General features: G+C 58.7%; 20 protein-coding genes. 8 read left to right on the top strand and 12 right to left on the bottom strand.

The features are described 5' to 3' along the window. The gene (gene ccoS, locus Q0955_RS14810; RefSeq protein WP_299425453.1) at positions 1–159 is read left to right on the top strand and encodes a cbb3-type cytochrome oxidase assembly protein CcoS; all 159 of its coding nucleotides are present in this window, start codon (positions 1–3) and stop codon (positions 157–159) included. An 84-nt stretch (positions 160–243) separates the two neighbouring features. On the opposite strand, the gene Q0955_RS14805 is transcribed toward ccoS, so the two are convergent. Next, the gene (locus Q0955_RS14805) at positions 244–1,653 is read right to left on the bottom strand and encodes a D-alanyl-D-alanine carboxypeptidase family protein (protein ID WP_299425451.1); all 1,410 of its coding nucleotides are present in this window, start codon (positions 1,651–1,653) and stop codon (positions 244–246) included. Between the two features lie 191 nt (positions 1,654–1,844). Then, entirely contained in the window at positions 1,845–2,546 is a 702-nt protein-coding gene (locus tag Q0955_RS14800; protein WP_299425449.1) for an HAD family hydrolase, read from the bottom strand. An 87-nt stretch (positions 2,547–2,633) separates the two neighbouring features. On the opposite strand from Q0955_RS14800, the gene clpS reads away from it, so the two are divergent. From clpS to hemF, 4 genes are all read left to right on the top strand, one after another. Next, on the top strand, positions 2,634–2,972 hold the full coding sequence (clpS, locus tag Q0955_RS14795; RefSeq protein ID WP_299425447.1) for an ATP-dependent Clp protease adapter ClpS: 339 nt from the start codon (positions 2,634–2,636) through the stop codon (positions 2,970–2,972). Between the two features lie 27 nt (positions 2,973–2,999). Beyond that, positions 3,000–3,983 carry a class I SAM-dependent methyltransferase gene (locus Q0955_RS14790; RefSeq protein WP_299425445.1) on the top strand — a complete coding sequence of 328 codons (984 nt, stop codon included), beginning with the start codon at positions 3,000–3,002 and terminating at the stop codon, positions 3,981–3,983. Between the two features lie 45 nt (positions 3,984–4,028). Further along, the gene (locus tag Q0955_RS14785; protein ID WP_299425442.1) at positions 4,029–4,829 is read left to right on the top strand and encodes an SDR family oxidoreductase; all 801 of its coding nucleotides are present in this window, start codon (positions 4,029–4,031) and stop codon (positions 4,827–4,829) included. Positions 4,830–4,902: 73 nt separating this feature from the next. Continuing rightward, positions 4,903–5,796, top strand: a complete 894-nt coding sequence (hemF, locus tag Q0955_RS14780) for an oxygen-dependent coproporphyrinogen oxidase (RefSeq protein ID WP_299425440.1) — start codon at positions 4,903–4,905, stop codon at positions 5,794–5,796. 10 nt (positions 5,797–5,806) lie between these two features. Here the strand turns inward: hemF and Q0955_RS14775 are convergent, their stop codons facing one another. Then, the gene (locus Q0955_RS14775) at positions 5,807–6,373 is read right to left on the bottom strand and encodes a hypothetical protein (RefSeq protein WP_299425437.1); all 567 of its coding nucleotides are present in this window, start codon (positions 6,371–6,373) and stop codon (positions 5,807–5,809) included. 105 nt (positions 6,374–6,478) lie between these two features. Beyond that, the gene (gene hemC, locus Q0955_RS14770; protein ID WP_299425435.1) at positions 6,479–7,438 is read right to left on the bottom strand and encodes a hydroxymethylbilane synthase; all 960 of its coding nucleotides are present in this window, start codon (positions 7,436–7,438) and stop codon (positions 6,479–6,481) included. A 198-nt stretch (positions 7,439–7,636) separates the two neighbouring features. On the opposite strand from hemC, the gene hemE reads away from it, so the two are divergent. Continuing rightward, complete coding sequence (gene hemE, locus Q0955_RS14765; protein WP_299425433.1) at positions 7,637–8,671, top strand: uroporphyrinogen decarboxylase; 1,035 nt, start codon at positions 7,637–7,639, stop codon at positions 8,669–8,671. 226 nt (positions 8,672–8,897) lie between these two features. Here hemE and Q0955_RS14760 read toward each other — a convergent pair whose 3' ends face one another. From Q0955_RS14760 to Q0955_RS14735, 6 genes are all read right to left on the bottom strand, one after another. After that, on the bottom strand, positions 8,898–9,986 hold the full coding sequence (locus tag Q0955_RS14760) for a CaiB/BaiF CoA-transferase family protein (RefSeq protein ID WP_299425786.1): 1,089 nt from the start codon (positions 9,984–9,986) through the stop codon (positions 8,898–8,900). Positions 9,987–10,123: 137 nt separating this feature from the next. Beyond that, positions 10,124–10,948: an SDR family NAD(P)-dependent oxidoreductase gene (locus Q0955_RS14755; RefSeq protein ID WP_299425430.1), complete on the bottom strand. Its 825-nt coding sequence runs from the start codon at positions 10,946–10,948 to the stop codon at positions 10,124–10,126. Between the two features lie 9 nt (positions 10,949–10,957). Then, entirely contained in the window at positions 10,958–12,106 is a 1,149-nt protein-coding gene (locus tag Q0955_RS14750) for an acyl-CoA dehydrogenase family protein (protein WP_299425427.1), read from the bottom strand. Between the two features lie 20 nt (positions 12,107–12,126). Further along, complete coding sequence (locus Q0955_RS14745; protein WP_299425424.1) at positions 12,127–12,546, bottom strand: MaoC family dehydratase; 420 nt, start codon at positions 12,544–12,546, stop codon at positions 12,127–12,129. A gap of 12 nt (positions 12,547–12,558) precedes the next feature. Continuing rightward, positions 12,559–13,026 carry a MaoC family dehydratase N-terminal domain-containing protein gene (locus Q0955_RS14740; protein WP_299425421.1) on the bottom strand — a complete coding sequence of 156 codons (468 nt, stop codon included), beginning with the start codon at positions 13,024–13,026 and terminating at the stop codon, positions 12,559–12,561. Positions 13,027–13,030: 4 nt separating this feature from the next. Next, complete coding sequence (locus Q0955_RS14735; RefSeq protein WP_299425418.1) at positions 13,031–14,215, bottom strand: lipid-transfer protein; 1,185 nt, start codon at positions 14,213–14,215, stop codon at positions 13,031–13,033. 90 nt (positions 14,216–14,305) lie between these two features. Here Q0955_RS14735 and Q0955_RS14730 point away from each other — a divergent pair, with 90 nt between their 5' ends. Beyond that, positions 14,306–15,214 (top strand): LysR family transcriptional regulator, encoded by a 909-nt coding sequence (locus Q0955_RS14730; RefSeq protein WP_299425415.1) that lies wholly within the window; start codon positions 14,306–14,308, stop codon positions 15,212–15,214. A 3-nt stretch (positions 15,215–15,217) separates the two neighbouring features. On the opposite strand, the gene Q0955_RS14725 is transcribed toward Q0955_RS14730, so the two are convergent. Then, a complete protein-coding gene (locus tag Q0955_RS14725; protein ID WP_299425413.1) occupies positions 15,218–17,767 on the bottom strand; it encodes a PAS domain-containing hybrid sensor histidine kinase/response regulator in 2,550 nt (849 codons plus the stop codon). A gap of 98 nt (positions 17,768–17,865) precedes the next feature. Further along, positions 17,866–18,387: a molybdopterin-dependent oxidoreductase gene (locus Q0955_RS14720; protein ID WP_299425410.1), complete on the bottom strand. Its 522-nt coding sequence runs from the start codon at positions 18,385–18,387 to the stop codon at positions 17,866–17,868. Positions 18,388–18,662: 275 nt separating this feature from the next. Between Q0955_RS14720 and Q0955_RS14715 the strand changes: the two genes are divergently transcribed. Then, the gene (locus Q0955_RS14715; RefSeq protein ID WP_299425408.1) at positions 18,663–19,277 is read left to right on the top strand and encodes a response regulator transcription factor; all 615 of its coding nucleotides are present in this window, start codon (positions 18,663–18,665) and stop codon (positions 19,275–19,277) included. Positions 19,278–19,289: the final 12 nt, after the last annotated feature.

The raw sequence follows: 19,289 nt of genomic DNA, 5'->3' as shown, positions 1-19,289 counted from the left end.
ATGCAAGTTCTGTCTTATCTGATTCCAATTTCGTTGTTTTTGGGGGGCGTTGGTTTGGTCGCATTTGTCTACACAGTGCGATCTGATCAGTATAATGATCCGGAAGGGGATGCACAGCGCATTTTGTCGGGTCAGTATGACGACAAGCCTAAGGTCTAGATTTTCCTGAAGCCACAATGAAAAAGACCGTCGCAGGGGCTGCGACGGTCTTTTCGTTTCTAGTTGGTTGTCTTTTTAACCTGGTTAACCTGGGCCCAGTGTATAGCAGGTGATCTGGCGCGCTTGCAGGCGGCGACATGCCAAGTCCGCCGTTTCTTTGGACATGCCAAGGAAGTTGGCCTCAAAGCCACGGGAGTTTTTGACGACTTTGCGCAAACTGCCATCCAGCGTGGCCATCTCTGCTAGGGCGGTCTTGAGCAGCATCTTTTCGGCGGCAAAACGGCTGTTGTAGCGCCCAACGTTGATGCCCCAGTGACGTCCGCCCGCGGTGGAGATGCGGGTCACGACCTTGGGTTGCGGTGGCGGTGTCGGCTCTTCTTGGAGGCTGACCAGGGTCACGCCGGTGTTGTCTTGGGCTTGCAACAGAGCGGATTGAATGTCGTGCTCGATGATTGTGGCTTCCGCCACAACCGAGGTTTCTGTGGTGACTGTGGCCTCTGACATGGCGGCGGCGACAACTGCGGAAGGTTGGTCTTCTGTGGCGGCGGTTGGGCGCAGGACCGGGCGCAACGACTTTTTCACGGCGGTTGCCACGCGGATTGTTTTACCGGTTACAGGCTGCGTTTTGCCTTGGTAGGCGGGCAAGCCAGGTTTGCGCAAAGCGACACGGCTGGCGGATCGGTTGAAGCCGAGATCCAGCAATTCTGCTACTTTGGCATTGCGAGTGGCGGTCGAGCGTCCGCCAAACACGGTGGCGATCACGCGTTTGTTGCCGCGTTCTGCGGAGGCCACAAGGTTGAAGCCCGCGGCGCGGGTGTATCCGGTTTTGATACCATCTGCGCCTTTGTAGGCAGCCAGAAGGCGGCGGTTGGTGTTGTTGACGGTCTTGATGCCTGCGCTGGTCGAGCGGCGAGAGAAGAGGTTATAATAGTCCGGGTAGTCATAAAGCACGTGGCGGCCCAGCGTGGTCATGTCACGTGCGGTGGACATGTGCCCGCTCTGGGTCAAACCATGCATGTTTTTGAACGTGGTGTTGGACATGCCAAGCGCTTTGGCGGTGCGGTTCATGCGCCGGGCAAAAGCGGCCTCAGATCCCTCGATGGCCTCGCCAATGGCCGTGGCAGCATCGTTTGCGGATTTTACGGCAGCCGCACGGATGAGATAACGTAGCGCAATGCGCTGACCGGCCTGCAAACCCAGTTTGGAAGGTGGTTCGGCGGCGGCATTTTTGGAGATTTTGACCTTGGTGTCCAAGCTGATCTCGCCGTTCTCCACCGCTTCCATGGCAATGTAGAGAGTCATCATCTTGGTCAGGGAGGCGGGGTGCAATCGGGTATCGGCATTGCGACTGTGCAGGACTTTGCCGTCCCGCGCGTCAATCACCATTGCTGCGTAAGGTGCTGCCAAAGACACCATGGGGGTCAACACCGAACAGAATGCCAGTGTCGCCAAAAATAGCCCGAAACGGGCCGGCTGAATGCGCCGCGCCTTCATGTGAACTGCTCTTTTTTCTGCCTCAGGCCGCCGGTTTTCCGGTCTGACCAATTATTATTACAGGAAGCGTAACACAGGGTTGGAAACGAATAAAGCGTGTGTTTCTGCAGATTTGGAGTGGCTTGTTCAGGTGGGGGAGTAGATGTTGTGGCCAAAGTGTGGCTGGCCGCTACACCTGCTTTGTGACGCGCTTAGCCAATCTCTTCAACCAGCGGCAAAATTTCTGACAGTGACGAAAGCGCCACAAATCGGGGGTTGTCTGTTGGTGTTTCCGCCTGCTCCAACACCCAAGCTGGGCCATTGGGGACATGCGCAGCCCAGCTGCCGACAGACAGGGAAGGCACAATATCGGATTTCATTGAGTCGCCAACCATCAGGGCGCGATCTGGACCGTCTGCGTAGGTGTTAAACGCTCTTGTGTAGGTGTTGGCAGTTTTGTGACTGACAATCTCAACCCACTCAAATGCCTCACCCAGACCGGATTGGGCAACTTTGCGTTCCTGGTCGAGCAGGTCGCCCTTGGTGATGAGCAACAATCGATGGGTTTTTGACAGAGTTTCAATTACTTCCCTTGCGTGCGGGAGTAACTCGATGGGGTGCTGCAGCATGTCTCGACCACAAGCCATCAGTTCGGCAATCACCGATGCTGGGACACGTTCTTCGGTGACCTCGATGGCGGTTTCGATCATTGAGAGGACAAATCCCTTGGTGCCGAACCCGTAGTGCCCAACATTGCGCCGCTCTGCCGCTAACAGTCGTTCCTCGAGTTGGTCCGGTTCCGTAAAGTCCGCAAGAAGCTCCGCAAATTTGGCTTGGGTCAGACGGAAAAACCGGTCTGTGTGCCAAAGTGTGTCATCTGCATCAAAGGCAACAGTTGTGAGGGTCTTGGGCATGAAAAAGATCCGATTGTTCCTGACCTCTTTTCTATGGCCAACTTCAGGCTATATAAACAGCAAACCACAAACCGGATTCTTGTGAATATGCCATTGCAGACGATGAACATGAGCATGGGCGACGATGATGGCGGCGATCTGGGTGTCGCGCTGGAGACACGTACGCGCACCAAAAAGCCGCCGCTTTATAAGGTGATGTTGCTCAACGATGACTATACACCAATGGAGTTTGTGGTGCTTGTGCTGGAGCGGTTCTTCTCGATGACCCATGCGCAAGCGTTTGAGATCATGCTCACCGTGCACAAAAAAGGTGTGGCGGTTGTGGGTGTGTTCAGTCACGAAATTGCAGAAACCAAGGTCACTCAGGTGATGGATTTGGCGCAGCGCCATCAGCATCCCCTGCAGTGCACGATGGAGAAGGAGTGACCGGGGCTGCCCGGTTCACCGCATAAAATGTCCCATTCCCGATTGTCACTGGCTGTAGAAGACTACGGCCTGTCCTTGCCGTCTGACGGACGGATTGCTGTGTTTGCGCCGCGTGTTGGCTTTGACCTGAGCGCTTTGCCGCGTGTGCAGGTGCATGTGATTCAGCATCTGAAGCCCGATTTTGATGCCTTTTCTAGCGTCGGCTACGACGCTGATGTTGCTGAAGAAGGTCGCTACGCTGCCGCCGTTGTGGTGTTGCCGCGTGCCAAGGCACTGGCACGGGATTTGATAGCGCGGGCTTCTAGGTGTGCAGACCTTGTCATTGTGGATGGGCAGAAAACCGACGGCATTGACGGGCTTTATAAAGAGTGTCGAAAGCGGGCCGATGTATTGGGCAGTTTTGCCAAATCCCATGGGCGCTTGTTTTGGTTTGAAGGCGGTGCGTTTGACGACTGGCTGGCAGGCGCCCCCGCAAAAATAGAAAATCGATTTATCACCCGTCCGGGCGTGTTCAGCGCAGACGGTGTGGACCCGGCGTCCAAGATGTTGGCAGCGGCTTTGCCGCCCAAACTGGGGCGGGTTGTGGCGGATCTGGGGGCCGGATGGGGCTATCTCTCTTGTGAGATGGCCGCGCGTCAGGCGTTTGATGTGTTGCATCTGGTTGAGGCGGATCATGTGGCGCTGGAATGTGCCAAGGAAAACCTGAGCGATCCGCGCGCACAATTTCATTGGGCGGACGCCACCAACTTCAAGCCAGGCCACCGTGTGGATACGGTTGTGATGAACCCGCCGTTTCACACTGGCCGGAAGGCAGAGCCCGCTTTGGGAGAGAGCTTTATCCGCGCTGCGGCCAAGATGCTGGCGCCCTCTGGGCATCTTTGGATGGTCGCCAACCGTCACCTGCCTTATGAGGCGACGCTTCAGGATGCGTTCCAATCTGTCGAGGCCGTTGCCGGGGACACCCGTTTCAAGGTATTGCATGCACAGCGCCCTACGCGGGCCAGAGGGTGACACAGAGCTGGTGTAGGCTCACGGACAGTGTGATGGGGATCGTAGATGTCTTTTAATATCGCGGGTAAAACCGCCATTATCACCGGCTCTGCCAACGGTATTGGTCTGGCAGTGGGGCGACACTTTGCGGACCATGGCGCTAATGTCATGTTTGCCGATGTGGATGAAAAGAGCCTGTGCGCTGAATTTGGAGAGCGCCCTGAAGAGGGCAATGTGCGGTATTTCGCTGGCGACCTGCGTGAAAAGCTCACGATCAACAATCTGATCTCCGCCACGATTGACGCCTTTGATCAGATCGACATTTTGATCAATGGCTGCCGGCAAGTGACCACCAGTGATCCGCTCAATCCGGATGACACGTCGGTGGACCTGATGATCCAGCAGAACCTGATGACGTCGCTGCGGTTAAGCCAAATCGTGGCTAAGCGCATGATCAAGCAGGCTGAAGGGCGCGACGAAGGCCCTGCCGGGGCGATTGTGAACCTCAGCTCGATTGCGGCGCAGCGCTCGCAACCCGATTTGCTGGGGTACTCGATTGCCACGGCTGCATTGGACCAAATGACCCGTGCCATGGCAGTGGCTTTGGCGCCGGAGCGTATCCGGGTGAATGCGGTGGCGATTGGCTCTGTGATGTCAGCAAGCCTGCAGACCGCCTTGAAAGACAACCGCGATTGTCGCAATGAAATTGAGCAGCACACGCCGCTGGGCCGGATTGCAGCGCCGGGCGAATTGGCGGATGCGGTGCAGTTTTTGGCCTCGGAGGCGTCGGGGTTTATGACCGGTCAGATTGTGACCGTGGATGGCGGGCGCTCGCTTCTGGATACGGTGAGCACGCCAGCGCATTAATCCGCGCTGTTCTGCCGCTGGCGTCTGTTCTGTGCCGATGATAGGCAGTGCGGAACACAACGGAGGGGCAGGCATGTCTGATCAGATGGACACCGAAAAGCAACGCGCCAGCGCATGGTTTCGTGAATTGCGAGATCAGATTGTGGCTGCTTTTGAGGGGTTGGAGGACAGCCACTGTGAAGGTCCGTTTTCCGATCAAGCCGCGGGTCGTTTTGAAGTGACCGAGACCACGCGCAGCAGTGCGGACGGGTCAGACGCCGGTGGCGGATTGATGTCGGTGATGCGTGGCGGGCGTGTGTTTGAGAAAGTCGGTGTGAATATTTCCACCGTCTACGGCGAGTTGGGAGAGCGAGCGCAGAACGCCATGGCGGCGCGCAAAGGCTTGCCGGGTATGAAAGAAGATCCGCGGTTCTGGGCCAGCGGTATAAGCCTTGTGGCGCATATGCAGAACCCGCATTGCCCAGCGGTGCACATGAACACACGAATGTTCTGGACGCCACATGGTTGGTGGTTTGGTGGCGGCTCCGATCTGAACCCCTGTTTGGAGTATGACGAGGATACCGCGCATTTCCACGGGGTGCAGAAGACGCATTGTGACGCGCATGGTAGCGAACATTACCCGCGGCTAAAGGCTTGGGCGGACGAGTACTTTTACATTCCGCACCGCAACCGCGCGCGTGGGGTTGGTGGCATCTTTCTGGATGATCACAACACCGGTGATTGGGCGGCGGACTTTGGCTTTATTCAGGACATTGGCAAGGCGTTCCTGCCGGCTTTTGTACCCTTGGTTGAGAAGCGTCGTGTTGACGGTTTTGGCGAGGCCGAAAAAGATGCGCAATTGGTGCATCGCGGGCTCTATGCGGAATACAACCTTGTCTATGACCGCGGCACCAAGTTTGGTCTGGAAACTGGCCATGATGCAAATGCGGTTCTAATGAGCTTGCCACCCATGGCAAAATGGGTGTGACAGCAGGACGTTAGCGCTGCTGCGCTTTGCGGATATTGCCACATAGTAAGGCGTGGACTGCTTCTACTTCGCTCAGGTCGCCGCGTAACGCGGTGAGCTCTGCGCCGCCGGATTTCAAGCGGATGCGCAGGGCGGCTTTGCCAGCAGCCATATCGGTGCGCCGCACGTAAATACTAGTGATGTCGCGGAGCGGCAGTTTGCGGGCGGCCTTCTGTTGATCCCGGCGGTTCAGGGCGCAGAGCACGATGGTGCGGGACTTACCGTCAAAGCGGATTTCGGCGCGGTGGCCCTTCATGGCGAAGCGGTAGGCCGCCATGCCGATCAGCGCAAAAGCGATGGATAACAAAGACTTTGATATCATCGGGTTGCCAGCAAAATTGGCGTCCGGGAAGCTCCATTGCACCAATGAACTGAGGACAAACACGACCCCAATGAAGCGTAGTAGCGTTTCTTTGAGAGAAGAATGACGGAACTCGCCGTCGGTTTCACGAACGCAATACCCTGCGTTTAACGGCCGTGGCTGCAATGTGTCCCAGCGATAATCGTCGATAGTGCCCAGTTGTCCCAACGCGTGCATGGCTTGGTCCTCTGATCCCTGTTGATGGGATCAGAGTGTTTTAAAAACATGGCCGAAACATGCCGGGAATGGCACGGTTAAGGGGAAATTAATCGAAAATTGGTGTCAGCTGCGCCAGTCAAAAAAGCCTGCGCCACCTCGTTCTAGCAGGTATTTTGCCATGCTCTCGCCCAATGCTGCACCGTCTTCAATGGGGGCAGTTTGATCGTCACGCAGACTTTCGGAACCATCAGGACGCAGCACTTCGCCGCGCAGGCGGAGGGTGCTGCCGTCAAGCTCTGCAAGGCCAGCAATCGGGGTTTCGCAAGAGCCGTCCAGTGCGGCGAGGAAGGCGCGCTCAGCGTTCAAGCGTTGGCCGGTTGGGCCGTCGTGAATGGCTTCGAGCAAGGCGGCGGTGCTCATGTCATCGGCGCGACGCTCGATGCCAATGGCGCCTTGGGCTACGGCAGGCAACATCTCTTCGGGTTGAATCGCCGAGGATGCCACGTGGCTCATGTCGAGTCGGTTGAGGCCCGCCATGGCGAGGAAGGTGCAATCTGCGACCTTGTCCTCAAGCTTTTTCAGGCGGGTTTGCACGTTGCCGCGAAATTCTACGACGTTGAGATCTTTGCGGTAATTCAACAATTGTGCACGGCGGCGCAGGCTGGAAGTGCCAACGGTCGCACCTTCTGGCAGGTCGGCCAAGGTCGCATGCTGCGGAGAGACAAAGGCGTCGCGCGTGTCTTCACGCGGCAGGTAGGTGTCGAGCAGCAGACCGTCCGGTTGCAGGACCGGCATGTCTTTCATCGAGTGCACGGCAATGTCGATACCGCCAACCAGTATGGCCTCTTCAATTTCCTTTGTGAACAGGCCTTTGCCGCCAACCTCTTTGAGAGGTTTGTCCTTGGCAATCAGCTGCGCATTGTCGCCGGATGTGGTGATGACCACGATCTCGAAAGCTTCTTCGGGCAAGTCAAACGCAGCCATCAAGCGGCGGCGGGTTTCATAAGCTTGCGCAAGCGCCAGCGGGGAGCCGCGGGTGCCGATTTTCAGCGGGGAGGCGGGGGTTGGCAAAGTCACTGTCATGGCGACGGTCTAATCCTGAGTGGCGGGTCTGGCAAGCGTCCTAAGGGTTGACAACAGGAGGTGCGCGCGAGACCTAGCGTAGAGAAGCCTCGCCAAATTGGCAGGGCGGGTGAGTTGGGTTGAAAAGGCACGGAAAGTCACATGGCTTCCTTGACTCAAATCAACGAGCGGCGAATTGGGCAGGACTAAGAGGGACGCATGACACAGACCAAGAAAATTCTGCGGGCATTGGCCGGCGAGACACTCGACACCCCTCCCATCTGGATGATGCGCCAAGCTGGCCGCTATCTGCCGGAATATCGCGCGACACGTGGCGAGGCAGGTGACTTCCTGTCCTTGTGCTACAACAGCGAACTGGCTGCTGAGGTGACCCTGCAACCGATCCGGCGTTATGGCTTTGATGCAGCGATCCTGTTTGCCGATATTCTGCTTTTACCACAGGCGCTTGGTGCGGATTTGTGGTTTGTGACCGGCGAAGGACCACGGCTTTCGACCATCGAAAATCAGGCGGATTTTGACAAGCTGAAGCCGGTCTCCGAGATCCACGAGACGCTCAATCCGGTGTATGAAACCGTGCGAATTTTGAGCCGGGAATTGCCGGAAGAAACAACACTGATTGGCTTTGCAGGTATGCCGTGGACTGTGGCGACCTATATGGTGGCGGGACGTGGAACCCCGGATCAGGGCCCTGCGCACAAGCTGAAGGATGAAAATCCGGAAGTTTTTGACCAGATCATTGATATTCTGACCGAAGGCACCGTGGAATATCTGTCTAAGCAGATCGAGGCGGGCGCTGAGGTTGTGAAGCTGTTTGACAGCTGGGCGGGTTCGCTGAAAGGCGCGGACTTTGATCGCTATGCTGTTGAACCGGCTAAGAAAATCATTGCGGCCTTGAAAGCGCGCCATCCGGACACACCCATCATCGCCTTCCCACGTGGGGCAGGGGACCGCTATGTGGGCTTTGCTGAAGCCACTGGAGCCGACTGTGTGGCGCTGGATGATGGTGTGACACCGGACTGGGCGGCGGCGAATGTGCAGTCCTCGGGCTGCGTGCAGGGCAACCTGAAGTCTTCCCATATGGTGACCGGTGGTCAGGATCTGGTTGATGAGACCCGCAAGATTGTCGAGGCCTTTGGCAAGGGGCCGCATATCTTCAACCTGGGTCATGGAATCACCCCGGACGCCGATCCGGAAAATGTGCAGCTGATGATTGATACGGTGCGTGGCAATTAACCACCGATTCTGACGTCGGTATCACGTCTGTATCGCGACTGTTTTGCGGAGGTGCGCCATTGGCGCGCCTCCGTTGCGTTAAGAGACCGTGCGTTGCGGTGTGCGCAAGGGTGCGTTTTGGAAAAGGGGCGCTGCCCCCGCCGCCCCTTTGGTGCGACTCCCCCGGGATATTTTTGGCAAGAAGAAACCTGGGTGAGTTTGAGTGTGTCGGGGGGGCGGACGGGTTTTAGCTGTCCAGTTCAATGCCGAGGTCTTTGAGGATGGCAGCGGTGTGCTCGCCGCGCATGGGAGCGGGCTTGATGTCTTCCACGTGGTCGTCAAAACGCGGGGCGGGGGCGGCTTGTAAGTTGCCGTCCGTGTGGTGCCAGACATGGCGGGCTGACATATGCGCGGAATTTGCGCTTTCTTCCGGCGAGAGCACAACCGCGACGCAAGCGTCAGAGCCTGCAAACAGGTCATCCCAATGTAGGCGTGGTTCGCGCACAAAGATGTCGGTCAAGCGGGCTGTGAGTTTGGGCCAGAGGGCGCGATCGTGTTGCTTGGCAAACTCGGGATCGTCAGCCAGTCCAAGTTTGTCGAGGAAGGCGGCGTAGAATTGTGGCTCCAGCGCTTGCACGGAGACATAGCCACCATCGGCGCAGACGTAGCTGCGCGACCAATGTGGGCCGTCAAGAAGGCTGTGACCACGTTCCATTGCCAGCCCACCGGCTTGGCGCAGCGCCATCAAGAGCGTCATCATGTGAGCGGAGCCATCGACAATCGCAGCGTCCACCACCGTGCCTTGGCCAATTTCCTGCGCATTCAAGATGCCGGTCAGGATGCCGATCACCAGATACAACGCGCCGCCACCAATGTCGCCCACCAGGGTCGCGGGAGTGATCGGGGGGGAGCCGGGTTCAGAGGCGTACCAGAGCGCCCCGGATTGGGCGATGTAGTTGAGGTCGTGGCCGGCTGTTTCTGCGCGCGGCCCGGTTTGACCCCAACCGGTCATGCGGCCATAAACCAGGCGTGGATTGGTGGCATGGCAGTCCGCCGGACCTAGGCCGAGCCGTTCCATCACGCCGGGGCGGAAACCTTCGATCAGCGCATCTGCGGAATCGATGAGTTTTTTGGCTACAGAGAAGTCATCGGGGTCTTTGAGATCCAGCGCGATGGAGCGTTTGCCACGATCAAGCACGGATTGGTCGGCGGTGATAGATCCGCCGCCCTTGCGATGGATGGTGATCACATCCGCGCCAAGGTCTGCCAGATGCATGGCGGCAAAAGGGCCGGGGCCGAGGCCTTCGATTTCGATGATTCGGATGCCTTGCAGCATAGGTTTGGTCCTTTGGGTCATCGCAGATGCTCCAGCGCGCTTGAGGCGTCACGACTCTGCAGGCTCATGAAGGCAGAGTTTTGTGTCAGAATTAACAAGACGCGGGCGCGTAGTTTTGCGATTTGGCTTTACATGGTTTACAGCCCGTTCAACCCGCCGCCGACTGTGAGCACTTGAGCGGAGACGTAATTGCTTTCGGGGCAGCACATCAGGTAAACGCCGTCTGCCGCTTCCTCGGGCGTGCCGGGGCGGCCAAGGGGCACCATGGCGGCAAAGCCGCCCGCGACTTTGGTTGGGATACCGATGCCGACGGTGTTGCCATCCACAGTGATGGATTTCTTGTCGTCGGTGGCTTGGGTGAGGCGGGTTTCAATGTAGCCGAAGGCGACGCAGTTCACGTTGACTTTGTAGCGGCCCCATTCTTTGGCCAGCGATTTGGTCAGGCCCAGCACGGCGGATTTGGCGGAGGAGTAGTTGGCTTGGCCGACATTCCCGCCGGTGCCTGCGATGGATGAGATGTTGACCACCTTGCGGAAGACCTCGCGGCCCTCTTGCGCTTCCTGTTTGGCGTGGCCTTTGATGAAGCCGGAGGCGGCGCGAAGGATTTGGAAGGGCGCTTTCACGTGCACGTCCATCATGGCGTCAAACTGATCGTCGGTCATGTGGCCGATCAGGCTGTCCCAGGTATAGCCGGCGTTGTTGACGATGATATCGATGGCGTTCCATTTTTGCACACCTGCGCCGATGAAGCGCTCGGCAAAGCCGTTTTCCGTGACCGAGCCAACCACGGCGATGGCATTGCCGCCTGCAGCGGTGATTTCTTCAACCACGGCTTGGGCTGGGGCGTCCTCTAGGTCGTTGAGCACGATGTTGGCGCCTTCAGCGGCGAGTTTCAGGGCGACGGCGCGGCCGATGCCGTTGCCTGCGCCGGTGATGTAGGCGGTTTTTCCGGTGAGTTTCATTTGCAGTCCTCAGTCGATGTCCAGCGAGCGGGCGATCACTTCTTTCATGATCTCGTTGGTGCCGCCGTAGATCTTTTGCACGCGGGCGTCGGTGTAGAGTTCCGAAATCGGAAATTCGGACATGTAGCCATAGCCGCCGTGTAGCTGGAGGCATTCGTCGACGATTTCACATTGGGTCTGGGTGCCCCACCATTTCACCATGGCGGCTTTTTCGGCGGTGAGTTGCCCGGCTTCGAGTTCGGTCAGGCAGGTGTCACAGAAAGAGGCGAGCAGTTCAATTTTGGTGGCGCATTCCGCCAGTTTGAAGCGGGTGTTCTGGAAGTCCATCACCCGTTTGCCAAAGGCTTTGCGTTCTTTCACATAGGCCAGCGTGTGCTCGAGTGCGCATTGCGAAGCGCCCAGAGCCATGTAGCCAAGGATCAAGCGTTCCCAAGGCAGCTGTTTCATCAGTTGGATGAAGCCTTGGCCTTCCTCGGAGCCGATCAGGTTGGTGAGGGGCGCGCGCACGTCGGTAAAGCTGAGCTCTGCGGTGTCGTTGCGCTTCATGCCCATCTTCTTGAGACAGCGGCCTACGGCGAACCCCTCGAGACCTTCGGTTTCCACCACAATCAGGGAAACGCCTCGGCCTTTGGCGCTGGGGTCGGTTTTGGCGACCAGCACGATCAGGTCGGCGGAACCGCCGTTGGTGATGAAGGTTTTGGAGCCGTTGATGAGATATTCGTTGCCGTCGCGGATGGCGGTGGTTTTCACAGCCTGCAGGTCGGACCCTGTGCCGGGTTCAGTCATGGCGATGGCGGCGACTTTGTCACCTGTGGCCAGATCGGGTAGCCAGCGGGCCTTTTGCTCGTCGGTGCCAAAGGCGGTGATGTAATGCGCGGCGATGTTGTGCACGGAGACACCCCAGCCGCTGTCGCCCGCCTTGGTTTGCTCCAGAAAGGTCACGGCGTCAAAGTGGCGCGAGAGGCCAAGTCCGCCGTGTTCTTCGGGGAAGGTGGCACCAAGGATGCCGAGGTCTCCGGCTTTTTTCCAAAGGGATTTGGGGATGACGCCAGCCTCGGTCCAGGCGTCTTTGTTGGGGGTGACCTCTTCGTCAAAGAAGCGTTTGACGGTGTCGGCGAAGGCTACGTGGTCTTCGCTCATCCACATGTGATTGGGCATGGGAGTATCCTATTGTGAATTTAGGGCGTGCCGCAGATTTTGGCTTCGCCGCGCAGGGTTTGGGTGCCGTCGTCGATATGGGCGGCGAGTTTCACGGTGAGCAGGACACGGCCGTGCTCCTCATGGCGGTCCACAACGGTGCCGGTACAGGTGATGGTGGCGCCAACAGGGGTGATCGCAGTGAAGCGGGTCGACAGCGCGCGCATGCGGTCTTGGCCTGCCCAATTGGTGGCAAGGCGACCCAATTGCGCCATGGACAACATGCCGTGGGCAAAGACGTCGTCCATGCCCGCGTTTTTGGCAAAATCCAGATCGATGTGAATCGGGTTGTGATCTCCGGATGCGCCAGCGTAGAGCGCCAGTGTGGTGCGGGAGATCGGGCCGAAGGTGAGCTCAGGAAGCTTGTCACCGACTTGGGCATTGGTTGGTGTGACGGTCATTGTGTCTCTCCCTCAGCCCAGACGGTGGATGATGCCGCGAGTGGCCTCTACCAAGAGGCCGCGCGTGGGGTGGGTGATGCGGGTGGTGATGTGGGCGATTTCCAGTTTGCCGCCCTTGGCGTCGGTGAAATCTGTCACCTCGTTTTCCACGGTTACCACATCTCCGGCAAACATCGGGCCGTGGTAGGTGTAGGCCTCGGTGCCGTGCAGCAGTACGCGCAGGTCGCCGTTGATCAGTTCCAGAATGTCGGGCAAATCTTTCCGGCGGGCGACCTGGTCGGCAAAGGTGCCCACCACCACAGCGTAGGTGGCGGGGGCGAGGATGTCGGGGTGTCCTTCGGACTGCGCGGTTTCAGGATCAATGTAGACAGGGTCTGTCTCGCCAATGGTTTCAGAGAAGAACGCCAGCGCGCCGCGTTCCAAGGTGACCTCAATGGGTGGGGTCACATGGCCTTTGGTGGATCGGTTGAAAATGCCCATGGAGTTATGCCGCCTGATAGAGGGTCACGACGCAGGCACCGCCGAGGCCTAGGTTGTGTTGGAGGGCTGTTCTTGCCCCCTCAACTTGACGGGCGTCAGCTGTGCCGCGCAGTTGGTGGGTCAACTCGTAACATTGGGCGAGGCCAGTGGCCCCTAGAGGATGGCCTTTGGAGAGCAGGCCGCCGGAGGGGTTGGTCACAAACTTGCCGCCGTAGGTGTTGTTGCCATCGGCGATGAACTTTTGCGCGGTGCCTTCTGGCGTGAGGCCGAGGCCTTCATAGGTGATCAATTCGTTGTGGGCGAAGCAATCGTGTAATTCGACCACGTCCACATCATCGATAGAGATGCCAGAAGCTTCCTGCACCTGTTTGGCCGCCGCAGCGGTCATGTCGTAGCCAACCACTTGCATCATGTCCTGAGCCTCAAAGGTGGAGGCGTAGTCGGTGGTCATGGATTGTGCTTTGATTTTCACAGTGGCGTCGATGCCGTGCTTGGCGGCAAAAGCCGGAGAGCAGAGAATGGCGGCAGCACCGCCGCAGGTGGGCGGGCAGGCCATAAGGCGAGTCATCACGCCATCCCACATGACCGGCGCAGCCAGGACTTCATCGGTGGTGACCTCTGTTGCAAACAGGGCAAGAGGGTTGTTGGTGGCGTGGCGAGAGGCTTTGGCGCGGATCTTGGCAAAGTCGGCCAGTTCGGTGCCATGTTTCTCCATGTGTGATTTGCCCGCACCGCCAAAATAGCGCAGTGCAAGAGGTACTTCGGCGTGGCCGACAAGCGTGTCGCAGGCAGTGTCAAAGTCATCAAACGGTGTGGGGCGGTCGGTCCAGTGGCTGGTCAGGGCACCGCGTTGCATTTGTTCAAATCCAACCGCAAGCACGCAGTCGACCATGCCACTTTCGATGGCTTGGCGCGCCATGTAGAGCGCGGTGGAGCCGGTGGAGCAGTTGTTGTTCACATTGATGATCGGGATGCCGGACATGCCGACGTGGTAGAGCGCTTTCTGGCCACAGGTACTGTCGCCATAGACGTAGCCCGCGTAGGCCTGTTGCACGTCTTTGTAGCTCAGACCGGCATCTTTCAATGCCGCGCGTATGGCCGCAGCCCCCATTTGGTCATAGCTATCTGAGGCGCCCGGTTTGGCAAATTTGATCATGCCGACGCCGGCAACGATTGTCTCTGTGCTCATGTGAATGTCTCCTCGCTTACGCGAAGTATCGGATTGACGGGGGTATCTGGCAAATTCAATATTCTCTCGAGCTATTCATTGGGGGAATGGATGAACCTGACCAAGCTGCGCTACGTGGTGGCGGTGGACCGACAAGGCGCGATCTCGGCGGCCGCGCGGGCGCTGAATGTCACGCAATCAGCGGTGACCAAAGCGGTGGCGGACGTGGAGCAGGACGTCGGCGCGGCGCTGTTTGAACGCCATGCGCGGGGGGTGACAGCCACGGCAGAAGGACGGGCGTTTATTGATCGCGCGGCGCGGATTTTGGCGGATGTGGATCAGTTGGTGGCGGATGTTGATGAGGGTCGGCAGACGCGGGAACAAGTGCTGCGGATTGGCGTGTCACCCAGTTCGATGGAGGGGCTGATGAGCCGGGCGATTTGGGCTTTGGTCGGGGCGCATCCGGAGGTGCGCATTCATCTGCGCGGCGCCCCGTTTGAGACGGCGGTGCAGTTGTTTCGGCAGGGTGATCTGGATGCGGTGATTGGCCCGTCACGGCCGTTGATGGCGGAAGCTGGGGTGCGCTGTGATCCGTTGCCGCCGCTCAACGCGCTGTTTTTTGTGCGGCGGGGGCATCCGTTGGTGGGGCGCCCGGTGAGCAGCGAGGACTTGGCGGGGTTGCCGCTGATTGTGCCAGAGCCAAGCGGGCCTTATGCGGAACCGATCCAGCATTTGGTGCAGGCAGGTGAAGTGGACCCGATGCGGCGGCTGCACATCATGCCAAGTTTCACCATGGCCGCAGGGGTGATTGAGCGCAGTGAGGCGGTGGGTGTTGTGGTGGACAGCTATGCCCAGAGCCGCCACTTTCGCAGTCGGTTTGAGATTTTGGACTTCCCGCAACAGACGTCGTTGCCGATGGCGGTGGCCTATCGCAGTGGCGGGCAGCGGGGGCGGGCGCTGGGCTGGTTCTTGAAGGCGGTGCAGGAGTTTCCACCGACGCTGGGGGCGGAAATGCCCTAGGGGTTATTCGGCGACGTCCGGTGCGTTCAGATCCGTGCGTGTGGCGCGCCAGAGGGTTGGGATCTGGGTGATCAGCTCTTCAAACAGGCGCTTGTTGCCCTGTTTGGCGGCGGTGTCGGCCTGCGCCAGAATATCATGCAGGGCGTGGGCGCCAAAGATCGCGGCAGCGCCGGAGAGGTCATGGCAGCGTTTGGCGACATCCTGAACATCGCGGTACGGCGCGGTGACGGCGGCCAGGAGGGCGTCGCCTTCGTCCAGAAAGCGCGCTTGAAGGCGAATGTAGGTGCCTTGCGGCACACCGGCGCGGGTGGTTGGCTCGGGCGCGGACATCTCTGCTGTGGCGAAGCTGTCTTGCAACATTTGTTGTAGTGAAGGCCGGTTGATGGGTTTGGCCAGGAAGGCGCTCATGCCGGCGGCGAGGAAGCGGTCGCGGTCTTCCGGCAGGATGTTGGCGGAGACAGCCACAATGGGCGTGTCCTTGTTCGGGCCGTCGCCGGCGCGAATTTGCTTGGTGGCTGCGAGGCCGTCCATGACCGGCATGGCAATGTCCATAAGGATCATGTCGAATTGTTTGGTTTGGGCCAGCTGCACACCTTCGGCACCGTTGGAGGCCAGCGTGACCCAGTGGCCTTCTCGTTGCAGCAATTCTTGTGCCAGCTCACGGTTGATCTCGTTGTCCTCGACCACCAGCATGTGCAGGTGTGCGAGTTCCGGCTCTGGTTCGCTGGCTTGTGGGGCAGGCGGTTGGCGGCCTTCTTCCATAGGCAGGCGCACCCAGAAGGTGCTGCCGACGTCGGGCGTGCTTTCCACGCCAATCTCGCCACCCAAGGCGGTGACGATGCGCCGCGCAATGCCAAGGCCCAGGCCGGTGCCGCCGGGCACGCGGCCCAGCGTCGGGTCGTTGGTGACAAAGTCGTCAAACACTTTGGGCAGGCGGTCTTCGGAAATGCCGATGCCGGTGTCGCCGACCCTGAGTTCAACTGCGGGATGGCCGTTGATGGTTTCTGGCAGGGCCTCGGCTTCGATGGTGATGGTGCCGTTGTCGGTGAATTTGATGGCGTTGCCTACGAGATTGAGCAGCACCTGTTCCAAGGCTGCGCGATCGGTGCGGACCCAGGTGCGGGCGGGGCCTTCCCAGCGCCAACTGAGCGTGGTGCCGTGGCGGTTGGCGGCGGAGAGTTGGCTGTCGACCAGTTCTTGCAGAAGCTTGGAGAGGTCGGTGCAGGCAATGTTGACGTCAAGCTTACCGGCCTCAAAACGGGTGATGTCGAGCACGGTGTCGACATGGCGCATTAGAACGCGGCCGGAGATTTCCATATTGCGCACATAGCGGGTCTGGATCGGGCCGAGTGCGGTGTCGTTCAGCAGGCTGAGGTTGCCTAGGATGCCGTTGAGTGGGGTGCGGATTTCGTGACTCATCACGGCGAGGAATTCGGCTTTCGCACGCTCGCCTGCCAGAGCGCGGTCGCGGGTTTCGAGCAGTTCTTTCTCCGCCGCGACACGATCTGAGATATCGTGCAGGAAGCCGATGAGGATCTTCTCGTCGTTGTCCTCGGCCATTTCGATGGCGATCTCGATGGGAAAGATGGTGCCATCAGAGCGCTTGGCGTCCATGCGCACGCGGCCTTTGCCTGCGGCGTGGCGGTCCTGACCGGTGAGGATGCGTTCCATGGCGCGAAAGTGGGAATCGCGCAGATCGGGGGGGGCGATCAGATCCTGCACATTCTTGCCGCGGATGTCTTCGTAGCGGTAGCCAAAGATGGCCTCGGACGCTTTGTTGAATTCGAGCACTGCGCCGGTGCCATCGACCACAAGCACGCCATCCATTGAGGTGGAGAGGATGGTGCTCATGCGGCGGTTTGCCTGGGACAAGGCGTGCCCTTTCTGGCGGGCGGCGCGGTTGGCGTAAAGCAAGTTGATCAGCAGGCCGACCACGGCGACGATCAGCAGGAGCGCGATGGTGGCCAGTCGATACAGCGTGTTGGTGATACGTTGGCGGGCAGCGTCGTTTTCAGCGGCGTAGAGTGCGATGCCGGAGAGTGACATGGCTCGGGCATCTGCGCGCAAGTGGGCGGATTGCACAGAGAGCAGCGGGAGCGCGTCCGCCAAAGCTTCATCGGAACCGTCGATGTGAGGGATGGCTCCGTCCATAAACGTGTTCATGCGTTTCAGTGCGGCGTCAAAATCGGGCACCACGGCGAGGCGCAGGTAAGCTGGTGCCGTGGCCATGGAGCCGACGCGGCTGTAGAGGATGTCGAACCGGAGACGTAAGCGGTCGAAATCCGGCTCTGGCGAGAGCCTTGCGGCTTCGAGGGCACCTGCAAAGTCCCGTGTTTCCAGTTCGATCTGCGCGAGGGACCATTCCAGATCATTGGAGGCCAGCAGCTTGATGTTGCGCAGATTGGTGAAAACTTGCGAGGCGGTGACAAAAGCGAACACCAGCAAGACTGCGATGAGGGCGGTGAGGATTAGGCCGAGAATGCGCAACGGGCGGCTTTTGCGCTGAGAGCTTGGTAAGCCCACTGCAAAGGCGGATGTGGGCAGGCGGCTCACAGCAGCGGGCCGGTTGCGCGACGTGGCGTCAACAGCCTGGGCGGAACGGTGAAGAGCGATTTACAAGAAGGTACGCGCATGAGTGTCATGCGCAAACTTTAGTCGACGACTTCGATCCTGTCGAGTTGCCAGACGGCACGGGAGTGCACCTGCGACGTGCGGTATTTGGGATCGGAATCAAAGGGGTAGATCACCCACAATGGGCCTTTGTCACGGCGGTGCATGGGCACGCCGTTCATTTCATAGGCCAAGATCGGTGCTTCGCCTTCCAGCGTGTCGACCGGAATTTCAATGGTGTAGTCGTTGATGGCGGAAGCCCGCAGCGTGCTGCCGGAACTCCCCAGAGTTTCCAGCAGCGACGCTAGCGGTACACCCGTGAACATAAGAACCCCATCGGTCCATATGGTCGTGGTTGAAATGGAGACTGCGGGTAATGTGCGCAGCATCTCCAAATCGTACTGAGCCGTGTCGTCGACGTTTGTGGCGTCGATCGTGCCCGACACGGTCAGGATGACATCGCCGGACGGAACGTCCATTGCGTCAGATGCCCAAACTGGGCCTGTGAGTGGTAGCAAAAGCCAAGCAGCAAGCGCGAAAACTGTTTGTGTGGTTTTACGCATGTCTTACCGCCTCGTTATGCTTAACTTCTTTAATAGGCAAAACACGTCATACGCGCATCTGGTCAAGGGGATAAACCCCCTATACAAAAGGGTAGGTTTGCCGTTAGGTAAAGCTTGGAATTTGTTTAAAATTTTCCGTATCTTCCCTAGGGGAGGCGGGACAACAGGAGACACTAGGGCAGTATTGTCGGGTATAAGTCACCATTGGTATGGTAATATGTGGCCTTGGTAGGGTGCGATTTACGCGCTGATTTCCGGCCCCTTGGAGGACCGCTTTGAAAATTTTGATCGCTGACGACCATGATTTGTTGTTGGACACGGTGACTGCGTTTGTTGACGCCACCGGTACAATGGGGTCCGTGGGGGTGTCTAATTTGGATCAGGCGATGCAGGCGCTGGACAGCAAGGGGCCGTTTGACCTTGTTTTGCTGGATTACAATATGCCGGGGATGCAAGGCGTCGAAGGCGTCAAGCGCGTGTTGGCGCATACATCGTCACCGCGTGTGGCGCTGATCTCCGGGGAGGCCAGTCGGGATATTGTGCAAAAGGCGATGGCGGTTGGGGCCTCAGGGTTTGTGCCAAAGACCTTGCCCGCGTCTTCGTTGGTCAATGCCATAAAATTTATGGCTGCCGGTGAGCAGTTTATTCCAGCGGAGTTGATGCAGGCAGCGGAGGCTGCTGAGCCGCATCCCATTGCGCAGAAACTCACGCGCCGTGAAATGCAGGTTTTGGAAGGTTTGTCGGTGGGCAAGTCCAATAAAGAAATTGCCCGAGACCTTGATCTGTCAGAGCCGACAATCAAACTGCATGTGAAAAACCTCTACCGGAAAATTGACGCGGGCAACCGCACGCAGGCGGCGCTGATCGCCAAAGAAGCCGGCCTGTTCTGACCGTATTATATG

The sequence above is a fragment of the uncultured Shimia sp. genome (genome assembly GCF_947493595.1).
Classification (GTDB): domain Bacteria; phylum Pseudomonadota; class Alphaproteobacteria; order Rhodobacterales; family Rhodobacteraceae; genus Shimia.
Note: the sequence above shows the minus strand (reverse complement) of the source record. Positions and strands in the feature narration are given on the sequence as shown.

What these genes read in the sequence shown, in the direction of transcription:
- clpS (WP_299425447.1), top strand. Translation starts at nt 2,634, where the DNA reads ATGCCATTGCAGACGATGAACATGAGCATGGGCGACGATGATGGCGGC.
- Q0955_RS14730 (WP_299425415.1), top strand. Translation starts at nt 14,306, where the DNA reads ATGAACCTGACCAAGCTGCGCTACGTGGTGGCGGTGGACCGACAAGGC.
- Q0955_RS14760 (WP_299425786.1), bottom strand. Translation starts at nt 9,986, where the DNA reads ATGCTGCAAGGCATCCGAATCATCGAAATCGAAGGCCTCGGCCCCGGC.
- Q0955_RS14805 (WP_299425451.1), bottom strand. Translation starts at nt 1,653, where the DNA reads ATGAAGGCGCGGCGCATTCAGCCGGCCCGTTTCGGGCTATTTTTGGCG.
- Q0955_RS14750 (WP_299425427.1), bottom strand. Translation starts at nt 12,106, where the DNA reads ATGCCCAATCACATGTGGATGAGCGAAGACCACGTAGCCTTCGCCGAC.
- Q0955_RS14720 (WP_299425410.1), bottom strand. Translation starts at nt 18,387, where the DNA reads ATGCGTAAAACCACACAAACAGTTTTCGCGCTTGCTGCTTGGCTTTTG.
- hemC (WP_299425435.1), bottom strand. Translation starts at nt 7,438, where the DNA reads ATGACAGTGACTTTGCCAACCCCCGCCTCCCCGCTGAAAATCGGCACC.
- Q0955_RS14790 (WP_299425445.1), top strand. Translation starts at nt 3,000, where the DNA reads ATGTCCCATTCCCGATTGTCACTGGCTGTAGAAGACTACGGCCTGTCC.
- Q0955_RS14755 (WP_299425430.1), bottom strand. Translation starts at nt 10,948, where the DNA reads ATGAAACTCACCGGAAAAACCGCCTACATCACCGGCGCAGGCAACGGC.
- Q0955_RS14735 (WP_299425418.1), bottom strand. Translation starts at nt 14,215, where the DNA reads ATGAGCACAGAGACAATCGTTGCCGGCGTCGGCATGATCAAATTTGCC.
- Q0955_RS14740 (WP_299425421.1), bottom strand. Translation starts at nt 13,026, where the DNA reads ATGGGCATTTTCAACCGATCCACCAAAGGCCATGTGACCCCACCCATT.
- Q0955_RS14800 (WP_299425449.1), bottom strand. Translation starts at nt 2,546, where the DNA reads ATGCCCAAGACCCTCACAACTGTTGCCTTTGATGCAGATGACACACTT.
- hemF (WP_299425440.1), top strand. Translation starts at nt 4,903, where the DNA reads ATGTCTGATCAGATGGACACCGAAAAGCAACGCGCCAGCGCATGGTTT.
- Q0955_RS14745 (WP_299425424.1), bottom strand. Translation starts at nt 12,546, where the DNA reads ATGACCGTCACACCAACCAATGCCCAAGTCGGTGACAAGCTTCCTGAG.
- Q0955_RS14775 (WP_299425437.1), bottom strand. Translation starts at nt 6,373, where the DNA reads ATGCACGCGTTGGGACAACTGGGCACTATCGACGATTATCGCTGGGAC.
- Q0955_RS14785 (WP_299425442.1), top strand. Translation starts at nt 4,029, where the DNA reads ATGTCTTTTAATATCGCGGGTAAAACCGCCATTATCACCGGCTCTGCC.
- hemE (WP_299425433.1), top strand. Translation starts at nt 7,637, where the DNA reads ATGACACAGACCAAGAAAATTCTGCGGGCATTGGCCGGCGAGACACTC.
- ccoS (WP_299425453.1), top strand. Translation starts at nt 1, where the DNA reads ATGCAAGTTCTGTCTTATCTGATTCCAATTTCGTTGTTTTTGGGGGGC.